This is a genomic window from Shewanella bicestrii, assembly GCF_002216875.1.
GTDB classification, from domain to species: domain Bacteria; phylum Pseudomonadota; class Gammaproteobacteria; order Enterobacterales; family Shewanellaceae; genus Shewanella; species Shewanella seohaensis.
This window is the reverse complement of the sequence record NZ_CP022358.1, coordinates 4,488,770-4,504,415: the sequence shown is the minus strand read 5'-3', so window position 1 is coordinate 4,504,415 and position 15,646 is coordinate 4,488,770. Positions and strand designations below refer to the sequence as shown.

Sequence of the window (15,646 nt, the reverse complement as noted above, 5' to 3'; positions counted from 1 at the left end):
TAGGTTAGGCTTTGCTAACTTGGCAAAGGCTGGACTTAGTTTCTTGCATCTGAGTCACAACGTCATAGCCGTAAGTTAAAATGGTGTTTGCCGATTCACCTTGTACATAAGGTACTGTACCTTCTGGGTAATTCTTCGCGAGGTTTTCACCTTCGAAGATACCGGCGAAGTGGTATGGCATAAAACATTCACCCGGAACAACCCGTGGTGTCACCATTGCCTTCACTGTGATCTTGGCGCCTTCAGGACTATGAACAAAGACATTGTCACCGTCACGGATACCACGGTCAGCAGCGTCTGCCGGGTTCATTTCGATAAACATTTCTTGTTGTAGCTCGGCCAACCAAGGGTTAGAACGAGATTCTTCACCACCACCTTCGTATTCCACTAAACGACCAGAGGTCAGTGTCAGTGGGAAGCCTTGGGTAAAGTCCTTATCCTGAATTGACTTATACAGAGTCGGTAGACGCGCAACCATACGGTCTTCGTAGGTTGGGTATTTAGCGACTAAGTCACGACGAGGAGTGTAGAGTGGCTCGCGGTGCAGTGGGATATCATCTGGGAAAGTCCACACGATACAACGTGCTTTCGCGTTACCGAAAGGAATACAGCCGTGCTTGATAGCAACACGTTGGATACCGCCAGACAGGTCTGTCTTCCAGTTTTTGCCTTCGGCCAGTTTCTTCTCGTCTTCGGTTAAGTCATCCCACCAACCCAATTGCTTGAGCATGTCGGCGGTAAACTCAGGATAACCATCTTGAATTTCACTGCCTTTAGAGAATGAACCGTCGGCAAGAATGCTAACGCCATTGTGTTCAACACCGTAACGGGCACGGAAAGTACCGCCGCCGTCTTTCACTTCTTTAGATTGATCGTAAAGAATTTGGGTACCAGGGTGTTTCATTTCTGGCGTACCCCAACATGGCCAAGGTAAGCCGTAGACTTCGCCTTTAGCTGGGCCGCCCGGTGCGGTCAGACTGTTTACATCGAAAGTGCCCCAGTTTTCTTGGTGCATTTTCAAACGTTCTGGGCTTTGACCTGTGTAACCGACGGTCCACATACCTTTGTTGAACTCGCGAGTCACATCTTCAATTAATGGCTCTTCGCCATTGACTTGGATGTGCTTACAGAATTCTTTTTCGATACCCAGCTTTTTCGCCAGTTTGTACATGATCACGTGGTCAGGCAGAGACTCAAACAGTGGCTCGATGACTTTAGATCGCCATTGAATCGAACGGTTAGTGGCAGACACTGAGCCGTAGGTTTCAAATTGAGTCGCCGCAGGGAGTAGATATACCCCATCTTTACGCTGGTGCATCACACCGGCCATAGTTGGGATTGGGTCAACAACGACCACAGTATCTAACTTGTTCAGCGCTTCACGCACTTCACGGCCACGGGTTTCGGTGTTAACTGATTGACCCCAGAAGAACGCCAGACGGATATTGTCCTTCTGCGCGATCTTGGTTTTATCTTCGAGTACACCATCGTGCCAGCGAGAGCAGGGGATACCCGTTGAGGTTTGTGGGGTTTGACCTAAGTATTCGCCTTGGTCGAAACGGCCTGCAACCCATTTTGGATCTAAGTCCCAAACGCCAGACCAGTGAGCCCAAGCGCCTGAGGTTAAGCCGTAGTAACCGGGTAAGTTGTCGAATAACAGACCAAAGTCTGTTGCACCTTGCACGTTATCGTGACCGCGGAAAATGTTGGTACCGCCGCCAGACACGCCCATGTTGCCCAGCGCTAACTGTAAAATACAGTATGAACGGGTGTTGGCGTTACCGACGTGGTGCTGAGTACCGCCCATACACCATACGATAGTGCCTGGTTTGGTTTCGGCTAACATTTTAGCGATACGGTACATTTGCGCCTTAGGCACGCCTGCCACGTTTTCGACTTCTTCAGGGGTATATTTTTTCACCTCATCGCGAATACGTTCCATGCCGTAAACACGTTGATTGATGAACTCTTTATCTTCCCAGCCGTTTTCAAAAATGTGCCATAACAGGCCATAGATGAAGGGGATATCGGTACCTGGGCGGATATGCACGTACTCGTCAGACTTAGCTGCAGTACGGGTGAAACGTGGGTCAACAACGATAATCTTAGCGCCGCGCTCTTTTGCCACCAGAATGTGTTGCATGGCGACAGGGTGTGCTTCACTTGGGTTTGAACCCACGAACATGATGCACTTAGAGTTGCGGATATCGTTTAACGAGTTGGTTTGCGCACCGTAGCCCCAAGTGTTAGCAACACCGGCTACCGTGGTAGAGTGACAAATACGGGCTGAGTGGTCGACGTTGTTTGTGCCCCACAGTGCCGCGAGTTTGCGATATAAATAAGCCTGTTCGTTAGAGAACTTAGCACTACCCATGAAGTAGATAGAGTCTGGACCCGATTCTTGACGAATCGCAGTCATTTTATCGCCCACTTCATTGATGGCTTGATCCCAAGAGATCTTCTTCCACTTACCGCCTTCTAACTTCATTGGGTATTTCAGGCGTTTTTCACCGTGGCCGTGTTCACGCAGTGCAGCCCCTTTCGCGCAGTGGCCGCCTTGGTTAAATGGATGATCGAACGCGGGTTCTTGACCTGTCCACACACCGTTTTGCACTTCAGCATAGATACCACAACCCACAGCGCAGTGAGAGCAAATGGTACGTTTGACTTCAGTCGGTGCATTATGGGGGATATGTTCCTGTGCCTGTGCTTTACGCATCATACCTGTGCCAAGCATAGACGCGGCGGCGATACCACCAGTGGCAAGACCTGCAGATTTTAAGAATTGGCGACGATTAAGACCGAGGGCGGGCACTTTAGGCTCGACGACTTGGTCTGTTTTGCGGGTTAATCGCATCACACACACTCCTCTGGTTAGTTGTTCAACGACGCATAGTAGTTACGGATATGGTCGGTTTCGCGATAGCTGTCACTCTTAGTTTCGCTTGGGGCAACTGTTGGGGTCGCAGCCAGAGCTTGGCTACTGACAGTCGCAACCGCGCCAGCCGCACTGCCGAGTGCCAATGCTTTGAGCAATTGACGACGGCCCATGTCGGAAGCTTGCTTCTTCATAGTGTCTCCTTGTGTTACTGGGTGAGGTGATGCATACCACGACCACCTCGGTTACTGTGGAAGCCTAAGCTTCCTTTTTGTGGCAAAGGTGAACCTTAAGTCCACCTTTGCCTATCAAACTAAAACGCGACAGGCATTGAATCTGCGTATCGCTAACCGTTTTAAGTTTAGTTCATTAATTCCACTTGTTTTTCTAAATCGCTGGCGGCGGGTTGTAACTCCGCACTGCCGGGGCAATTGACGGGAATGTCTAAACTCAGTTGTTCAAATTCGGTGGCTTCCATCTCGAAAAACGCCTTAGCAAGATGGGCAACCGTGGCATAAAACGCTGCGCTCGGGGCTTTGCTGACGGCGTCGCAGAAGCGCTGAATCCAACTGCCCATGTGGCGTTGATAGAACGCCAGCTGGCGGTAGCCTGGGGCTTCAAGGATAAGCGTACCCATGACTTCGCACAGAGCGGCCACATGATCCTCAGGTTCTTTGACGTTTTCTTCGCGTTCAAAACCGAGTTGCATTAAGTCTTGGCGTAGCAGAGCCAAGGGCTTATCCATCAGTGAGCCTGTCATAAACCAGCTGCCATAGGGCAGGATTTCGCCACAACCCACACCGAGGAACAGGGCAAAATACTCATCTTCTAATTGTTCACTGCTGAACTGCTGCGCCGCTAATTGCAGGGATAACCAAGCCTTGGTCATCTCATTGTCTTCATTGGCATCGATTTCAAGATTGGCCAAAAATTGCAGTAGTTCAGGGCTTGGATGGCGACGCAACAGGGCGGCCAACAGTTGATAGATATCGGCTCTCAACTGATCGTTTTCTGATACTTGTCTTACTGATTCGGTCATAGCGGATCTCTTATCGCAGTTGCTTTTCAGGATCTTGAAGAATGTCTTCAAACATGTCTTTTACCCGGCAATCGCCACACATTTTCAGCCGTTCAATATTGGCTGAGAATGCGCTGTGCGCGCCGACCATATCCAGCATCCGATGCACCATAGATTGGGTCGCAAAAGGAGAGCCGCAGCGAATACATTCGAACGGGGCTTCTTCTTTCAGGGTTTGTAATTGCTGACGAGCAGCTTTATCAAAGTTAATTTGTGGCGTCAGGCTGATGACCTTTTCAGGGCAAGCCGCCTCACACAAGCCACATTGCACACAGTTTTGCTCAATAAAGTGTAGTGCAGGTTTGTCGCCACCATCTTGCAATGCCATGGTGGGGCAAATTGCCACACAGGACATGCACAGGGTACATTTCTCGACATTGACGCTGACGTTGCCGTAGGGAACGTTGTTGATACTCAAACAACTATTGATTTCACCCGCTTGGCTGTTTAGATGATCAATCGCATCAAACAGAGTGTTACGTTTGCTGGTGGACGCAAAAGCACCGGGCACAATCACTGGCCAATCGAGGCTGATGTCGAGCAGAGGCTCCAAATTCGCCAGCATGCTTGGGTCGATAAGACTCAAGCGCTGCGGTTGGCCCATTTCATCTAAAATGCTGTTGGCTAAAGCCAGTTCGCCTTTCAACATTTGTGTGAGCGTAGGGGCGGTTGCCTCGGTATTGAGGATTAACACTTGGCGTGCGCCCCAAGCCAGCGAAGCTAACCAATGGTCAATGCTGGCAACGGTGATTTCTTCGAGGGCGACAGGGAGTACATCCCCGGCTAAGTCGTCCCCTATCAAGCTTGCGCCAACCGCGTTGTCGTGGAACAGGATCACAGGTGCGGTTTGAGCTTGTTCACGATAACGGTTGATAATTTTGTTCAGGTAAGAATGCAATGCCTGTGGTGTCGGTAAGTCATAACCAATCGCACCCGTTGGGCAGGCGCTCGAACAGCTGCCAGCGCCGTGGCAGAGGTAAGGATCGACCTCAATTTTCTTGGCGACACTGCTAATAGCATCGGCTGGACAGAAGTTGAGGCAACGGTTACAGCCGTTGATGCCATTACGGTCATGGGCGCACAGGTCGGCATTGATTTTTACGTAACGGGGTTTATCAAATTGCCCCACTAGTTCTGGGAGTTGCTCCAGCGCATCGGCCAGTTTGGCTTCGTCTTGACCGACATAGAAATAACCCGGTGGCAGCATCTCTAAATTCAAGCAAGGCGTGCTGCTTAAATCGAGAATCAAGTCGAAATGAGGTTTACGAATGGCGACAACACTCAATTCCGCCGCGCCATTTTGATGTTCAACGCTGACCTGGAATTGACCTAAAAATCCTTTAATGCCAATGAGTTTGTTGTAGTAGCTTTCAACATCCGTCGCCGCAGCCATCACCTTTTCAAGGTGGGTTTCATCTTGGCTGGTAATCGCTTCGTTAGCCAAAATCACACGGCTCGCCATAGTGGACAATTTGTCCGCCGCGAGGCGTGCCAGATCCTCTGGGCCAATAATTAGCACTGTGCCTTCAGTGGTGTAGCTCACTGTTGGGGGGATCAGATTCTGTAAAATCTGCGTTTGGGCTAACACATTTTGCCGCGCTTGTTTTAGCGCAAGCTGGGTTTGATTGGTCATCAAATGAGTGCTCACATTGCGTTCCTGAACAGTACTTTGGCTGCTCTTTTATAGCTGTTTTGCTGCAGAGTTAGGCGGTAATTTGAGACTAAGTCATTGCCTTTTCTGCTTTTATCTAAGTTTTTATCCCTTAGTACAGCAATTCACATACCAAAGTTATGGACATAAAAATTAGCTAAACTGACATTAAACAACTGGCTTTTGCATCTGAGCGGCAGGCTCTGGTGCATTTTGGGGTAGGTCATCAGTCTCCCCATCCAAATTGTCCGTGATCTGAGTGTTTGCTAACTCGGTTTCGACATCACTGTTTTTTGATTCCATTGCATTTTCTGTATTCACCACCGCATCGCTAGGGATTGAGGCCAGATCTTCGTCTGACTCTTCATTCTCTTTGGTGATAAAACGGAATACTTTTTGGGCTAACTCAGCGGATACTTCAGGCGTCAGCTTTGGCTGATTACTGTAGTCGAGCGCATATTCCAACAGACCATCTATCTCATTGAAATGAGGCTGTTTCCACAAGGCTCGTAGCGCTGCTGTTTTGGCCGCGGGGTCAACATTGGCTCCCATAAACTTAGCAAAGCTGCCGCCAATCTCAATTTCTTCGGGATTGGGCAATTCCTCTGCGGTGAGGAGACGGTTAGGGTCCTCATCGGTTTTTGGGGGAGCATCTTGAGGTTCAGAAGTCGTCGCGGCAGGCTCTGCCGTGCTCTCAGGCTTTACTTCTGCAAGATTTTCGGCCGTAGTTTGGGCTGCAAGTGCGGCTTCTTCGGCTGCGACTTGCTCACGGCGCTGGCTCCAACGGCTAAAAAAGCCGTTAGCCTTCGGGGTTGAGTCAGTCATTAGTCCCTCCGCAATGGGTCGCGGCTAGGGCCTTGGTTTTTACGGTGGTCGACATGCTTGCGACGATAAGCGGCGATTTCAACTTCGCCGTATTGGGTGATAAAGGCTTCAATCCAGCAGGCTATGGCCTCAGGCATCAGCATATTGATAACGGGAGTATTGCCCTCAAGGCAGCCTGCCGCCACGTTTTGATCCGCCGAGAGTAGCGCGGGGACCCAAGTGCCATCTGCCATTTCATCGCAGACCAAATACAGCATGGCATTGTCCATGTCGAGGTTGATGCGATAACTGGCGCGTTCATCTTTGTGCAGTTCGAGCAGCACTAAGGTCGCGCCTTCGGGGGCGTCGTGGGTGGCGGGCAGCAGATGATCGATTTCCCATTGTACCGAGGTCCAACGGCCCATTTGTTTCTCTACTTTTTTGAGCGAAACGTACATTGGCCAAACACTAGTAGTATGTTGCATTGTCTCTCCGTTTCAGCCGAGAGGGGACGAACCTGAGCTAACGGTTCTCTTTCCCCTACTGATTGCGATAAAAGGTCACTGCAATATTAATGCCATTAAACAGGGGGTATTTGTTTGAGGTGGATCATCAAAATAAGGGTGAATTTAGGACATTTTGTCTAGTTGGACATTTTGTCTGGGACATTTACGCCCAGTGAAATATTCAGAATTGCGACGGATCACGCATTTAGCCCAGAGTTTCATACCTAGGTATAAATATTGCTATGCTGATGCCATCACACGTAACGCGGTAACATTATGATTTCTGATAATAGTTCTAATATTGCTCAGCAAGCACAGCCGAATGACCCTCCATCGCCAGCGAAGTCAGCCTTCACATTTGTGAAAACACAGGCTGAAGTGCCGTTAACGATCGCAGTCAAAGCCGTTGATGAGTCGGGCGAGGTGATTGATAAGCATGTTGCCTGTGAGAGGCCCTTAACGGTTTACCTTAACTGGCGCCCGATTGTGACTTTGATGACCTTAGGGGCAAAACCCGAGTCGCTGGCGTTAGGCTATCTTAAAAATCAGGGCTTTATTTCAGATGTCAGCCAGTTAGACTCTGTAATTGTCGACTGGGATGTGAACTCCGCCGCCGTATTAACCCGTGAGCAAACTGCCGATATCGAGCAAAAATTATCGGAAAAAACCGTGACCTCAGGCTGTGGTCAAGGAACTGTATATGGCAGTTTTATGCAGGATTTAGATGATATCCAGCTACCCACACCTAGCCTTAAGCAAAGTACGCTCTACAGTTTGCTTAAAAATATCAACGAATATAATGACACTTATAAGAATGCCGGCGCCGTTCATGGCTGTGGTGTTTGCGAGAACGACCAGATCCTTGCCTTTGTGGAAGATGTGGGACGCCACAATGCCGTGGATACCTTAGCGGGTGATATGTGGTTGGCACAGGATCGGGGCGATAACAAAATTTTCTACACCACGGGACGACTCACCTCGGAGATGGTGATTAAGGTCGCCAAAATGGGGATCCCCGTATTGCTGTCGCGCAGTGGCGTGACACAAATGGGTTTAGAACTGGCTCAACAGCTGGGCATCACAATTATTGCCCGAGCGAAAGGGCGCCACTTTTTGATCTATCACGGTAGTGAAAATCTCGAATTTGATGTGAATACCCCGTCAGGCAACTAATGCCGCGATAAATGGTATTGCTTGAACTCAGAGAGACAGGACGACAAGGACATAAGATGACATCCGCCAGTGAATTGATTTACATGAGCGCGAAGCAGGTTGCTGAGTATTTAGATCTGAACGAGAAGAAGGTCTACGCCATGGCGAATGACCGAATTCTGCCAGCAACGAAAATCACCGGTAAATGGCTATTCCCTAAGGTGCTAATTGATCGCTGGGTGATGGACTCCTGCCACAGCGGCATGTTAACCGATCGACTCTTGATCACTGGCAGTGATGATCCCCTGCTATCTATGTTAGTGGCGCGTTTGATGGCGCAGGTTGGTAGTCGTGAGCTGATCAGCTACAGCGCAACAGGCTCGCGCCTCGGGTTAGAGCTTTTAGCAAAGGGATATGCTGATGTTTGTACTCTGCACTGGGGCAGCATGGAGGATAGAAATATCCGCCATCCAGCCTTACTCAAAGGTTATCAGAACCATCAGCAATGGATCATGGTCCATGGCTATTCTCGCCAGCAAGGTTTGATCATGCGAACCGATATGCACCACAGATGCCAAGAAGAGGACAAGGTACTCACCTTACCCTGGCGCTGGGTCAGTCGCCAAGGTGGCGCAGGGAGCCAACAACATTTAGAACAATGGCTATTAAAGCAAGGGGCACGTTTAGACCAACTCAATGTGGTGCTCACAGCCTACAGCGAACGTGAACTTGCAGGATATATAGCACGGGGTGATGCCGACATTGGTTTTGGTTGCCAATCCGTAGCCTTGGAAAGTGGTTTAAGCTTCGTGCCACTCGTTAAAGAGTCCTTCGACTTTGTTATGCCACAAAGCATCTACTTCCGCAGACAACTGCAACAACTCTTTACTATGTTAAGCAGCGGGCATACACGCCAAATGGCGGCGTTGTTAGGCGGATACGATCTTACTGATTGCGGCCAGTTATTGTGGAGTGCTAACTAACGCCATAAGTGAGCCGCGTTGCACGGCCTTATACTTTTATTTAGCTATATAAGTATAAGGTCGCTACTTCGTCTCTTTGTTCTTCAATTCTAACTGCCGACTTTCATCTTTAATTCCTTTTTTGCTTCAGCGGCACGTTTCAATTGAGCGATGAACTGCTCTAATTAATGATTTTAATGGCATACAGTGGTGATAAATTCAGCGACTGTGGATAACTTTGGGAATAAGTAGTGGGTAGCTTGTGCCTAGTTTGGGTGTAAAAAGCGATTTGAAAAATAATGCAAAAAACCTGAAAAAAGCCCTTGCACAAAAAGTTCTGCTGCCTATAATGCGCATCCACTGACACGGCAGACAGCGAAAGCAAGCGCGGTATCAGTGCGAATCGAATGCAAAATGTGCAGTTGATTCGAAAGCCTCAAGAAGTTTGCAAAAACGCCTTGACGCGACAAGGGAAATGCGTAGAATACGCAGCCCTGGCCCGCTGAGCGGTAACGCGAAGTGAATGGTCAAATGCTCTTTAACAATCTAAACAAGAAATCTGTGTGGACACTCACAGGTGTTGAGTTAATCGAAATTACTCTGCCGTTTGGCGAGTAATCAAAATTTAAATCAATGAATGAGTGTTCATAGCAATATGTACATACAGTAATGTATGAATTGAGACGCGATGTTTCTTAGTGAGCAAAGCGAATCAAAACAGTAGAATTCATTGAGTCGTTTAACGCGAGTTAAACACAAAACTTTTAATTGAAGAGTTTGATCATGGCTCAGATTGAACGCTGGCGGCAGGCCTAACACATGCAAGTCGAGCGGCAGCACAAGGGAGTTTACTCCTGAGGTGGCGAGCGGCGGACGGGTGAGTAATGCCTAGGGATCTGCCCAGTCGAGGGGGATAACAGTTGGAAACGACTGCTAATACCGCATACGCCCTACGGGGGAAAGAGGGGGACTTTCGGGCCTCTCGCGATTGGATGAACCTAGGTGGGATTAGCTAGTTGGTGAGGTAATGGCTCACCAAGGCGACGATCCCTAGCTGTTCTGAGAGGATGATCAGCCACACTGGGACTGAGACACGGCCCAGACTCCTACGGGAGGCAGCAGTGGGGAATATTGCACAATGGGGGAAACCCTGATGCAGCCATGCCGCGTGTGTGAAGAAGGCCTTCGGGTTGTAAAGCACTTTCAGTAGGGAGGAAAGGTTGTAAGTTAATACCTTGCAGCTGTGACGTTACCTACAGAAGAAGGACCGGCTAACTCCGTGCCAGCAGCCGCGGTAATACGGAGGGTCCAAGCGTTAATCGGAATTACTGGGCGTAAAGCGTGCGCAGGCGGTTTGTTAAGCGAGATGTGAAAGCCCCGGGCTCAACCTGGGAATTGCATTTCGAACTGGCAAACTAGAGTCTTGTAGAGGGGGGTAGAATTCCAGGTGTAGCGGTGAAATGCGTAGAGATCTGGGGGAATACCGGTGGCGAAGGCGGCCCCCTGGACAAAGACTGACGCTCAGGCACGAAAGCGTGGGGAGCAAACAGGATTAGATACCCTGGTAGTCCACGCCGTAAACGATGTCTACTCGGAGTTTGGTGTCTTGAACACTGGGCTCTCAAGCTAACGCATTAAGTAGACCGCCTGGGGAGTACGGCCGCAAGGTTAAAACTCAAATGAATTGACGGGGGCCCGCACAAGCGGTGGAGCATGTGGTTTAATTCGATGCAACGCGAAGAACCTTACCTACTCTTGACATCCAGAGAATTCGCTAGAGATAGCTTAGTGCCTTCGGGAACTCTGAGACAGGTGCTGCATGGCTGTCGTCAGCTCGTGTTGTGAAATGTTGGGTTAAGTCCCGCAACGAGCGCAACCCCTATCCTTATTTGCCAGCGCGTAATGGCGGGAACTCTAGGGAGACTGCCGGTGATAAACCGGAGGAAGGTGGGGACGACGTCAAGTCATCATGGCCCTTACGAGTAGGGCTACACACGTGCTACAATGGCGAGTACAGAGGGTTGCAAAGCCGCGAGGTGGAGCTAATCTCACAAAGCTCGTCGTAGTCCGGATTGGAGTCTGCAACTCGACTCCATGAAGTCGGAATCGCTAGTAATCGTGGATCAGAATGCCACGGTGAATACGTTCCCGGGCCTTGTACACACCGCCCGTCACACCATGGGAGTGGGCTGCAAAAGAAGTGGGTAGCTTAACCTTCGGGAGGGCGCTCACCACTTTGTGGTTCATGACTGGGGTGAAGTCGTAACAAGGTAGCCCTAGGGGAACCTGGGGCTGGATCACCTCCTTACCTATACGACTAACTCGATGTTTGTTGAGTGTTCACACAGATGGCTTGTTGAACTTCTCGAAAGAGGAGGGAGAGCGAAATGCACCGCGTGCCGGTAAGCATTGTTCTTTAACAATTTGGAAAGCTGATAGTAATTAATACAATGATGTCTGTCGTTGTGTTAATACGAAAAAAATTGAGTTCTTAAAACACTTTTTAAGTGTCTTGAATATTCAAGTCTAAGGCGAGTCCATTTCCTTGGTCGGAAATGAGACAAGTAAAACCAGCTGGTCGCAACAATTCAAGTGAAACTCATTTGGGTTGTATGGTTAAGCGACTAAGCGTATACGGTGGATGCCTTGGCAGTCAGAGGCGATGAAGGACGTAGTAACTTGCGAAAAGCGTTGGCGAGCTAGTAACAAGCATTTGAGCTAACGATGTCCGAATGGGGGAACCCAGCAGCATAAGCTGTTATCACTACATGAATACATAGTGTAGTGAGGCAAACGAGGGGAACTGAAACATCTAAGTACCCTTAGGAAAAGAAATCAACCGAGATTCCCCTAGTAGCGGCGAGCGAACGGGGATTAGCCCTTAAGTCAGAGGGGTGTTAGTGGAATGGTCTGGAAAGTCCAGCGGCACAGGGTGATAGCCCCGTACACGAAAACTAACCTTTGATGAAAACGAGTAAGGCGGGACACGTGATATCCTGTTTGAATATGGGGGGACCATCCTCCAAGGCTAAATACTCCTGACTGACCGATAGTGAACCAGTACCGTGAGGGAAAGGCGAAAAGAACCCCTGTGAGGGGAGTGAAATAGAACCTGAAACCGTATACGTACAAGCAGTGGGAGCGGTACTTGAGACCGTGACTGCGTACCTTTTGTATAATGGGTCAGCGACTTACGTTTTGTAGCGAGGTTAAGCGAATAGCGGAGCCGTAGGGAAACCGAGTGTTAACTGCGCGTTTAGTTGCAAGGCGTAGACCCGAAACCCGGTGATCTAGCCATGGGCAGGTTGAAGGTTGAGTAACATCAACTGGAGGACCGAACCGACTAATGTTGAAAAATTAGCGGATGACTTGTGGCTGGGGGTGAAAGGCCAATCAAACCGGGAGATATCTGGTTCTCCTCGAAAGCTATTTAGGTAGCGCCTCGGACGAACACCTTTGGGGGTAGAGCACTGTTAAGGCTAGGGGGTCATCCCGACTTACCAACCCTTTGCAAACTCCGAATACCAAAGAGTGCTATCCGGGAGACAGACGGCGGGTGCTAACGTCCGTCGTCAAAAGGGAAACAACCCAGACCGTCAGCTAAGGTCCCAAAGTGTATGTTAAGTGGGAAACGATGTGGGAAGGCTTAGACAGCTAGGATGTTGGCTTAGAAGCAGCCATCATTTAAAGAAAGCGTAATAGCTCACTAGTCGAGTCGGCCTGCGCGGAAGATGTAACGGGGCTAAACATACCACCGAAGCTACGGGTGCAATCCATTAGGGTTGCGCGGTAGAGGAGCGTTCTGTAAGCCGTTGAAGGTGAAGGGGTAACCCACGCTGGAGGTATCAGAAGTGCGAATGCTGACATGAGTAACGATAAAGGGGGTGAAAAACCCCCTCGCCGAAAGACCAAGGGTTCCTGTCCAACGTTAATCGGGGCAGGGTGAGTCGACCCCTAAGGCGAGGCCGAAAGGCGTAGTCGATGGGAAACAGATTAATATTTCTGTACTTCCGCTAACTGCGATGGAGAGACGGAGAAGGCTAGGCTAGCGCGGCGTTGGTAGTCCGCGTTTAAGGTGGTAGGTGGAATGCTTAGGCAAATCCGGGCGTTCTTAACACTGAGAGCTGATGACGAGTCCCCAAGGGGATGAAGTAGTTGATGCCATGCTTCCAGGAAAATCTTCTAAGCTTCAGGTTAGCGGGAATCGTACCCCAAACCGACACAGGTGGTCGGGTAGAGAATACCAAGGCGCTTGAGAGAACTCGGCTGAAGGAACTAGGCAAAATGGTACCGTAACTTCGGGAGAAGGTACGCTGCTGTTGGTGATGGGACTTGCTCCCTAAGCTGACGGCAGTCGCAGATACCAGGTGGCTGCAACTGTTTATCAAAAACACAGCACTGTGCAAAATCGCAAGATGACGTATACGGTGTGACGCCTGCCCGGTGCCGGAAGGTTAATTGATTGGGTTATCGCAAGAGAAGCTCATGATCGAAGCCCCGGTAAACGGCGGCCGTAACTATAACGGTCCTAAGGTAGCGAAATTCCTTGTCGGGTAAGTTCCGACCTGCACGAATGGCGTAATGATGGCCACGCTGTCTCCAGCCGAGACTCAGTGAAGTTGAAATTGCGGTGAAGATGCCGTATACCCGCGGCTAGACGGAAAGACCCCGTGAACCTTTACTATAGCTTGGCACTGAACATTGACCCTACATGTGTAGGATAGGTGGGAGACTTTGAAGCGGGAACGCTAGTTCACGTGGAGTCGTCCTTGAAATACCACCCTTGTAGTGTTGATGTTCTAACTTGGGCCCCTAATCGGGGTTAAGGACAGTGCCTGGTGGGTAGTTTGACTGGGGCGGTCTCCTCCCAAAGAGTAACGGAGGAGCACGAAGGTTGGCTAAGTACGGTCGGACATCGTACGGTTAGTGCAATGGCATAAGCCAGCTTAACTGCGAGACAGACACGTCGAGCAGGTACGAAAGTAGGTCATAGTGATCCGGTGGTTCTGAATGGAAGGGCCATCGCTCAACGGATAAAAGGTACTCCGGGGATAACAGGCTGATACCGCCCAAGAGTTCATATCGACGGCGGTGTTTGGCACCTCGATGTCGGCTCATCACATCCTGGGGCTGAAGTCGGTCCCAAGGGTATGGCTGTTCGCCATTTAAAGTGGTACGCGAGCTGGGTTCAGAACGTCGTGAGACAGTTCGGTCCCTATCTGCCGTGGGCGTTGGATGATTGAGGGGAGTTGCTCCTAGTACGAGAGGACCGGAGTGAACGAACCGCTGGTGTTCGGGTTGTCATGCCAATGGCATTGCCCGGTAGCTATGTTCGGAATCGATAACCGCTGAAAGCATCTAAGCGGGAAGCGAGCCCCAAGATGAGTCATCCCTTGGACTTTAAGTCCACTAAAGAGCCGTTCGAGACTAGGACGTTGATAGGTCAGGTGTGTAAGCGTTGTGAGGCGTTGAGCTAACTGATACTAATGACTCGAGAGGCTTAACCATACAACCCAGATGGGTTTTGCTAAGAGAACTTAGCTTGAATACAAACACTTAAGAAGTGCAACTCAATTCAGCTTTCCGAATTAATTTACTGCCTGCATGAGATAAGACGGGTAAGTAAATAGCAAATTTGCTTGGTGACAATAGCATTGTGGTCCCACCTGATCCCATCCCGAACTCAGAAGTGAAACGCAATCGCGCCGATGGTAGTGTGGGGTCTCCCCATGTGAGAGTAGGTCATCGCCAAGCGCCTAATTTAGCTTAATGTGCAAACGTTAAGTTAAAGGAGCGGTAGTTCAGTTGGTTAGAATACCGGCCTGTCACGCCGGGGGTCGCGGGTTCGAGTCCCGTCCGCTCCGCCAACATTAAGAGATAAGCCTCTGCAGCAATGCAGAGGCTTTTTTCGTTTGAGCTGTTTCATTTTTGAGTCGCTCTTATCTCTTGTCTATCTATCTTCAGGCTAGCGCAAAATAAATCTTTATTTTCTGCTGTTGAAATCATGTTATTTGCCCCAAGATAATCCGAAGTGCTGCAATCTGGTGGCGTTTATCACAGGAGTTTATGTCATGCTTTATGATTTAACGGCTGTTCAATTTAGCAAGATGCTGAAAAACTTGAGTCTTATTCTGGAAAAGGGCGAGGTTTTTGCCAACTTGAAGAAGGTGGATATGGCGGTATTATTGAATTCCCGCTTAGCGCCCGATCAATTTAATCTGATCCGTCAGATCCAGATTGCCTGTGATACCGCCAAGATTGGGGTCGCGCGTCTGACGGGTAATTTAGATACAGTGCCTAAGCATGATGATACAGAAACGACTCTGCCTGAGCTGCAGGCGCGTATTGCTTCTGTTATCGAGTACTTAGCTCAATTTACCGAAGCAGATTTTGCCGATGCGGCGACAATTCACGTCTCTCAACCGCGTTGGGAAGGTAAGTATTTGACGGGATATGAGTTTGCGATTGAGCATGCTATCCCGAACTTATATTTCCATGTGACGACGGCCTATGCGATTCTGCGCCACAACGGTGTGGATGTGGGTAAGAAAGATTATCTTGGCCCTATGCCTTACAAGTCGTAATGCCCATCGCACAGCAGAGCATTTGCTTTGC

Annotated in this window: 9 protein-coding genes, 1 tRNA gene and 3 rRNA genes; 7 read left to right on the top strand and 6 right to left on the bottom strand. The window is 49.5% G+C overall.

Annotation, left to right across the window (positions count from 1 at the left end; all coding sequences use genetic code 11):
- Window positions 1-4 precede the first annotated feature (4 nt).
- The 6 genes from CF168_RS19715 to CF168_RS19690 all read right to left on the bottom strand — a co-directional run bounded on the left by CF168_RS19715 (window position 5) and on the right by CF168_RS19690 (window position 6,896).
- Window positions 5-2,857, bottom strand: a complete 2,853-nt coding sequence (locus tag CF168_RS19715) for a molybdopterin-dependent oxidoreductase (RefSeq protein WP_089068736.1) — start codon at window positions 2,855-2,857, stop codon at window positions 5-7.
- 17 nt (window positions 2,858-2,874) lie between these two features.
- Window positions 2,875-3,072, bottom strand: a complete 198-nt coding sequence (locus CF168_RS19710) for a twin-arginine translocation signal domain-containing protein (protein WP_023265401.1) — start codon at window positions 3,070-3,072, stop codon at window positions 2,875-2,877.
- A 167-nt stretch (window positions 3,073-3,239) separates the two neighbouring features.
- Window positions 3,240-3,917, bottom strand: coding sequence for a TorD/DmsD family molecular chaperone (locus CF168_RS19705; RefSeq protein WP_089068735.1), 678 nt, complete (start codon window positions 3,915-3,917; stop codon window positions 3,240-3,242).
- Between the two features lie 10 nt (window positions 3,918-3,927).
- A complete protein-coding gene (locus CF168_RS19700; RefSeq protein WP_167373723.1) occupies window positions 3,928-5,589 on the bottom strand; it encodes a 4Fe-4S binding protein in 1,662 nt (553 codons plus the stop codon).
- Between the two features lie 186 nt (window positions 5,590-5,775).
- Complete coding sequence (locus CF168_RS19695; protein WP_089068733.1) at window positions 5,776-6,432, bottom strand: DUF3306 domain-containing protein; 657 nt, start codon at window positions 6,430-6,432, stop codon at window positions 5,776-5,778.
- On the bottom strand, window positions 6,432-6,896 hold the full coding sequence (locus tag CF168_RS19690; RefSeq protein ID WP_089068732.1) for a DUF3305 domain-containing protein: 465 nt from the start codon (window positions 6,894-6,896) through the stop codon (window positions 6,432-6,434). The genes CF168_RS19695 and CF168_RS19690 overlap by 1 nt, the downstream gene beginning before the upstream one ends.
- Before the next feature lie 297 nt (window positions 6,897-7,193).
- On the opposite strand from CF168_RS19690, the gene CF168_RS19685 reads away from it, so the two are divergent.
- From CF168_RS19685 to CF168_RS19655, 7 genes are all read left to right on the top strand, one after another.
- On the top strand, window positions 7,194-8,090 hold the full coding sequence (locus tag CF168_RS19685) for a formate dehydrogenase accessory sulfurtransferase FdhD (RefSeq protein ID WP_086903573.1): 897 nt from the start codon (window positions 7,194-7,196) through the stop codon (window positions 8,088-8,090).
- A gap of 56 nt (window positions 8,091-8,146) precedes the next feature.
- Window positions 8,147-9,052 (top strand): helix-turn-helix transcriptional regulator, encoded by a 906-nt coding sequence (locus CF168_RS19680; protein ID WP_011624435.1) that lies wholly within the window; start codon window positions 8,147-8,149, stop codon window positions 9,050-9,052.
- 744 nt (window positions 9,053-9,796) lie between these two features.
- A 16S ribosomal RNA gene (locus CF168_RS19675) occupies window positions 9,797-11,339 on the top strand.
- 306 nt (window positions 11,340-11,645) lie between these two features.
- Window positions 11,646-14,539, top strand: a 23S ribosomal RNA gene (locus tag CF168_RS19670).
- 130 nt (window positions 14,540-14,669) lie between these two features.
- Window positions 14,670-14,785, top strand: a 5S ribosomal RNA gene (gene rrf, locus CF168_RS19665).
- The 16S, 23S and 5S rRNA genes sit together here with 1 tRNA gene alongside, the layout of an rRNA operon.
- Before the next feature lie 36 nt (window positions 14,786-14,821).
- Window positions 14,822-14,898 (top strand) — tRNA-Asp (locus tag CF168_RS19660).
- Between the two features lie 204 nt (window positions 14,899-15,102).
- Entirely contained in the window at window positions 15,103-15,615 is a 513-nt protein-coding gene (locus CF168_RS19655; protein WP_089068731.1) for a DUF1993 domain-containing protein, read from the top strand.
- Window positions 15,616-15,646: the final 31 nt, after the last annotated feature.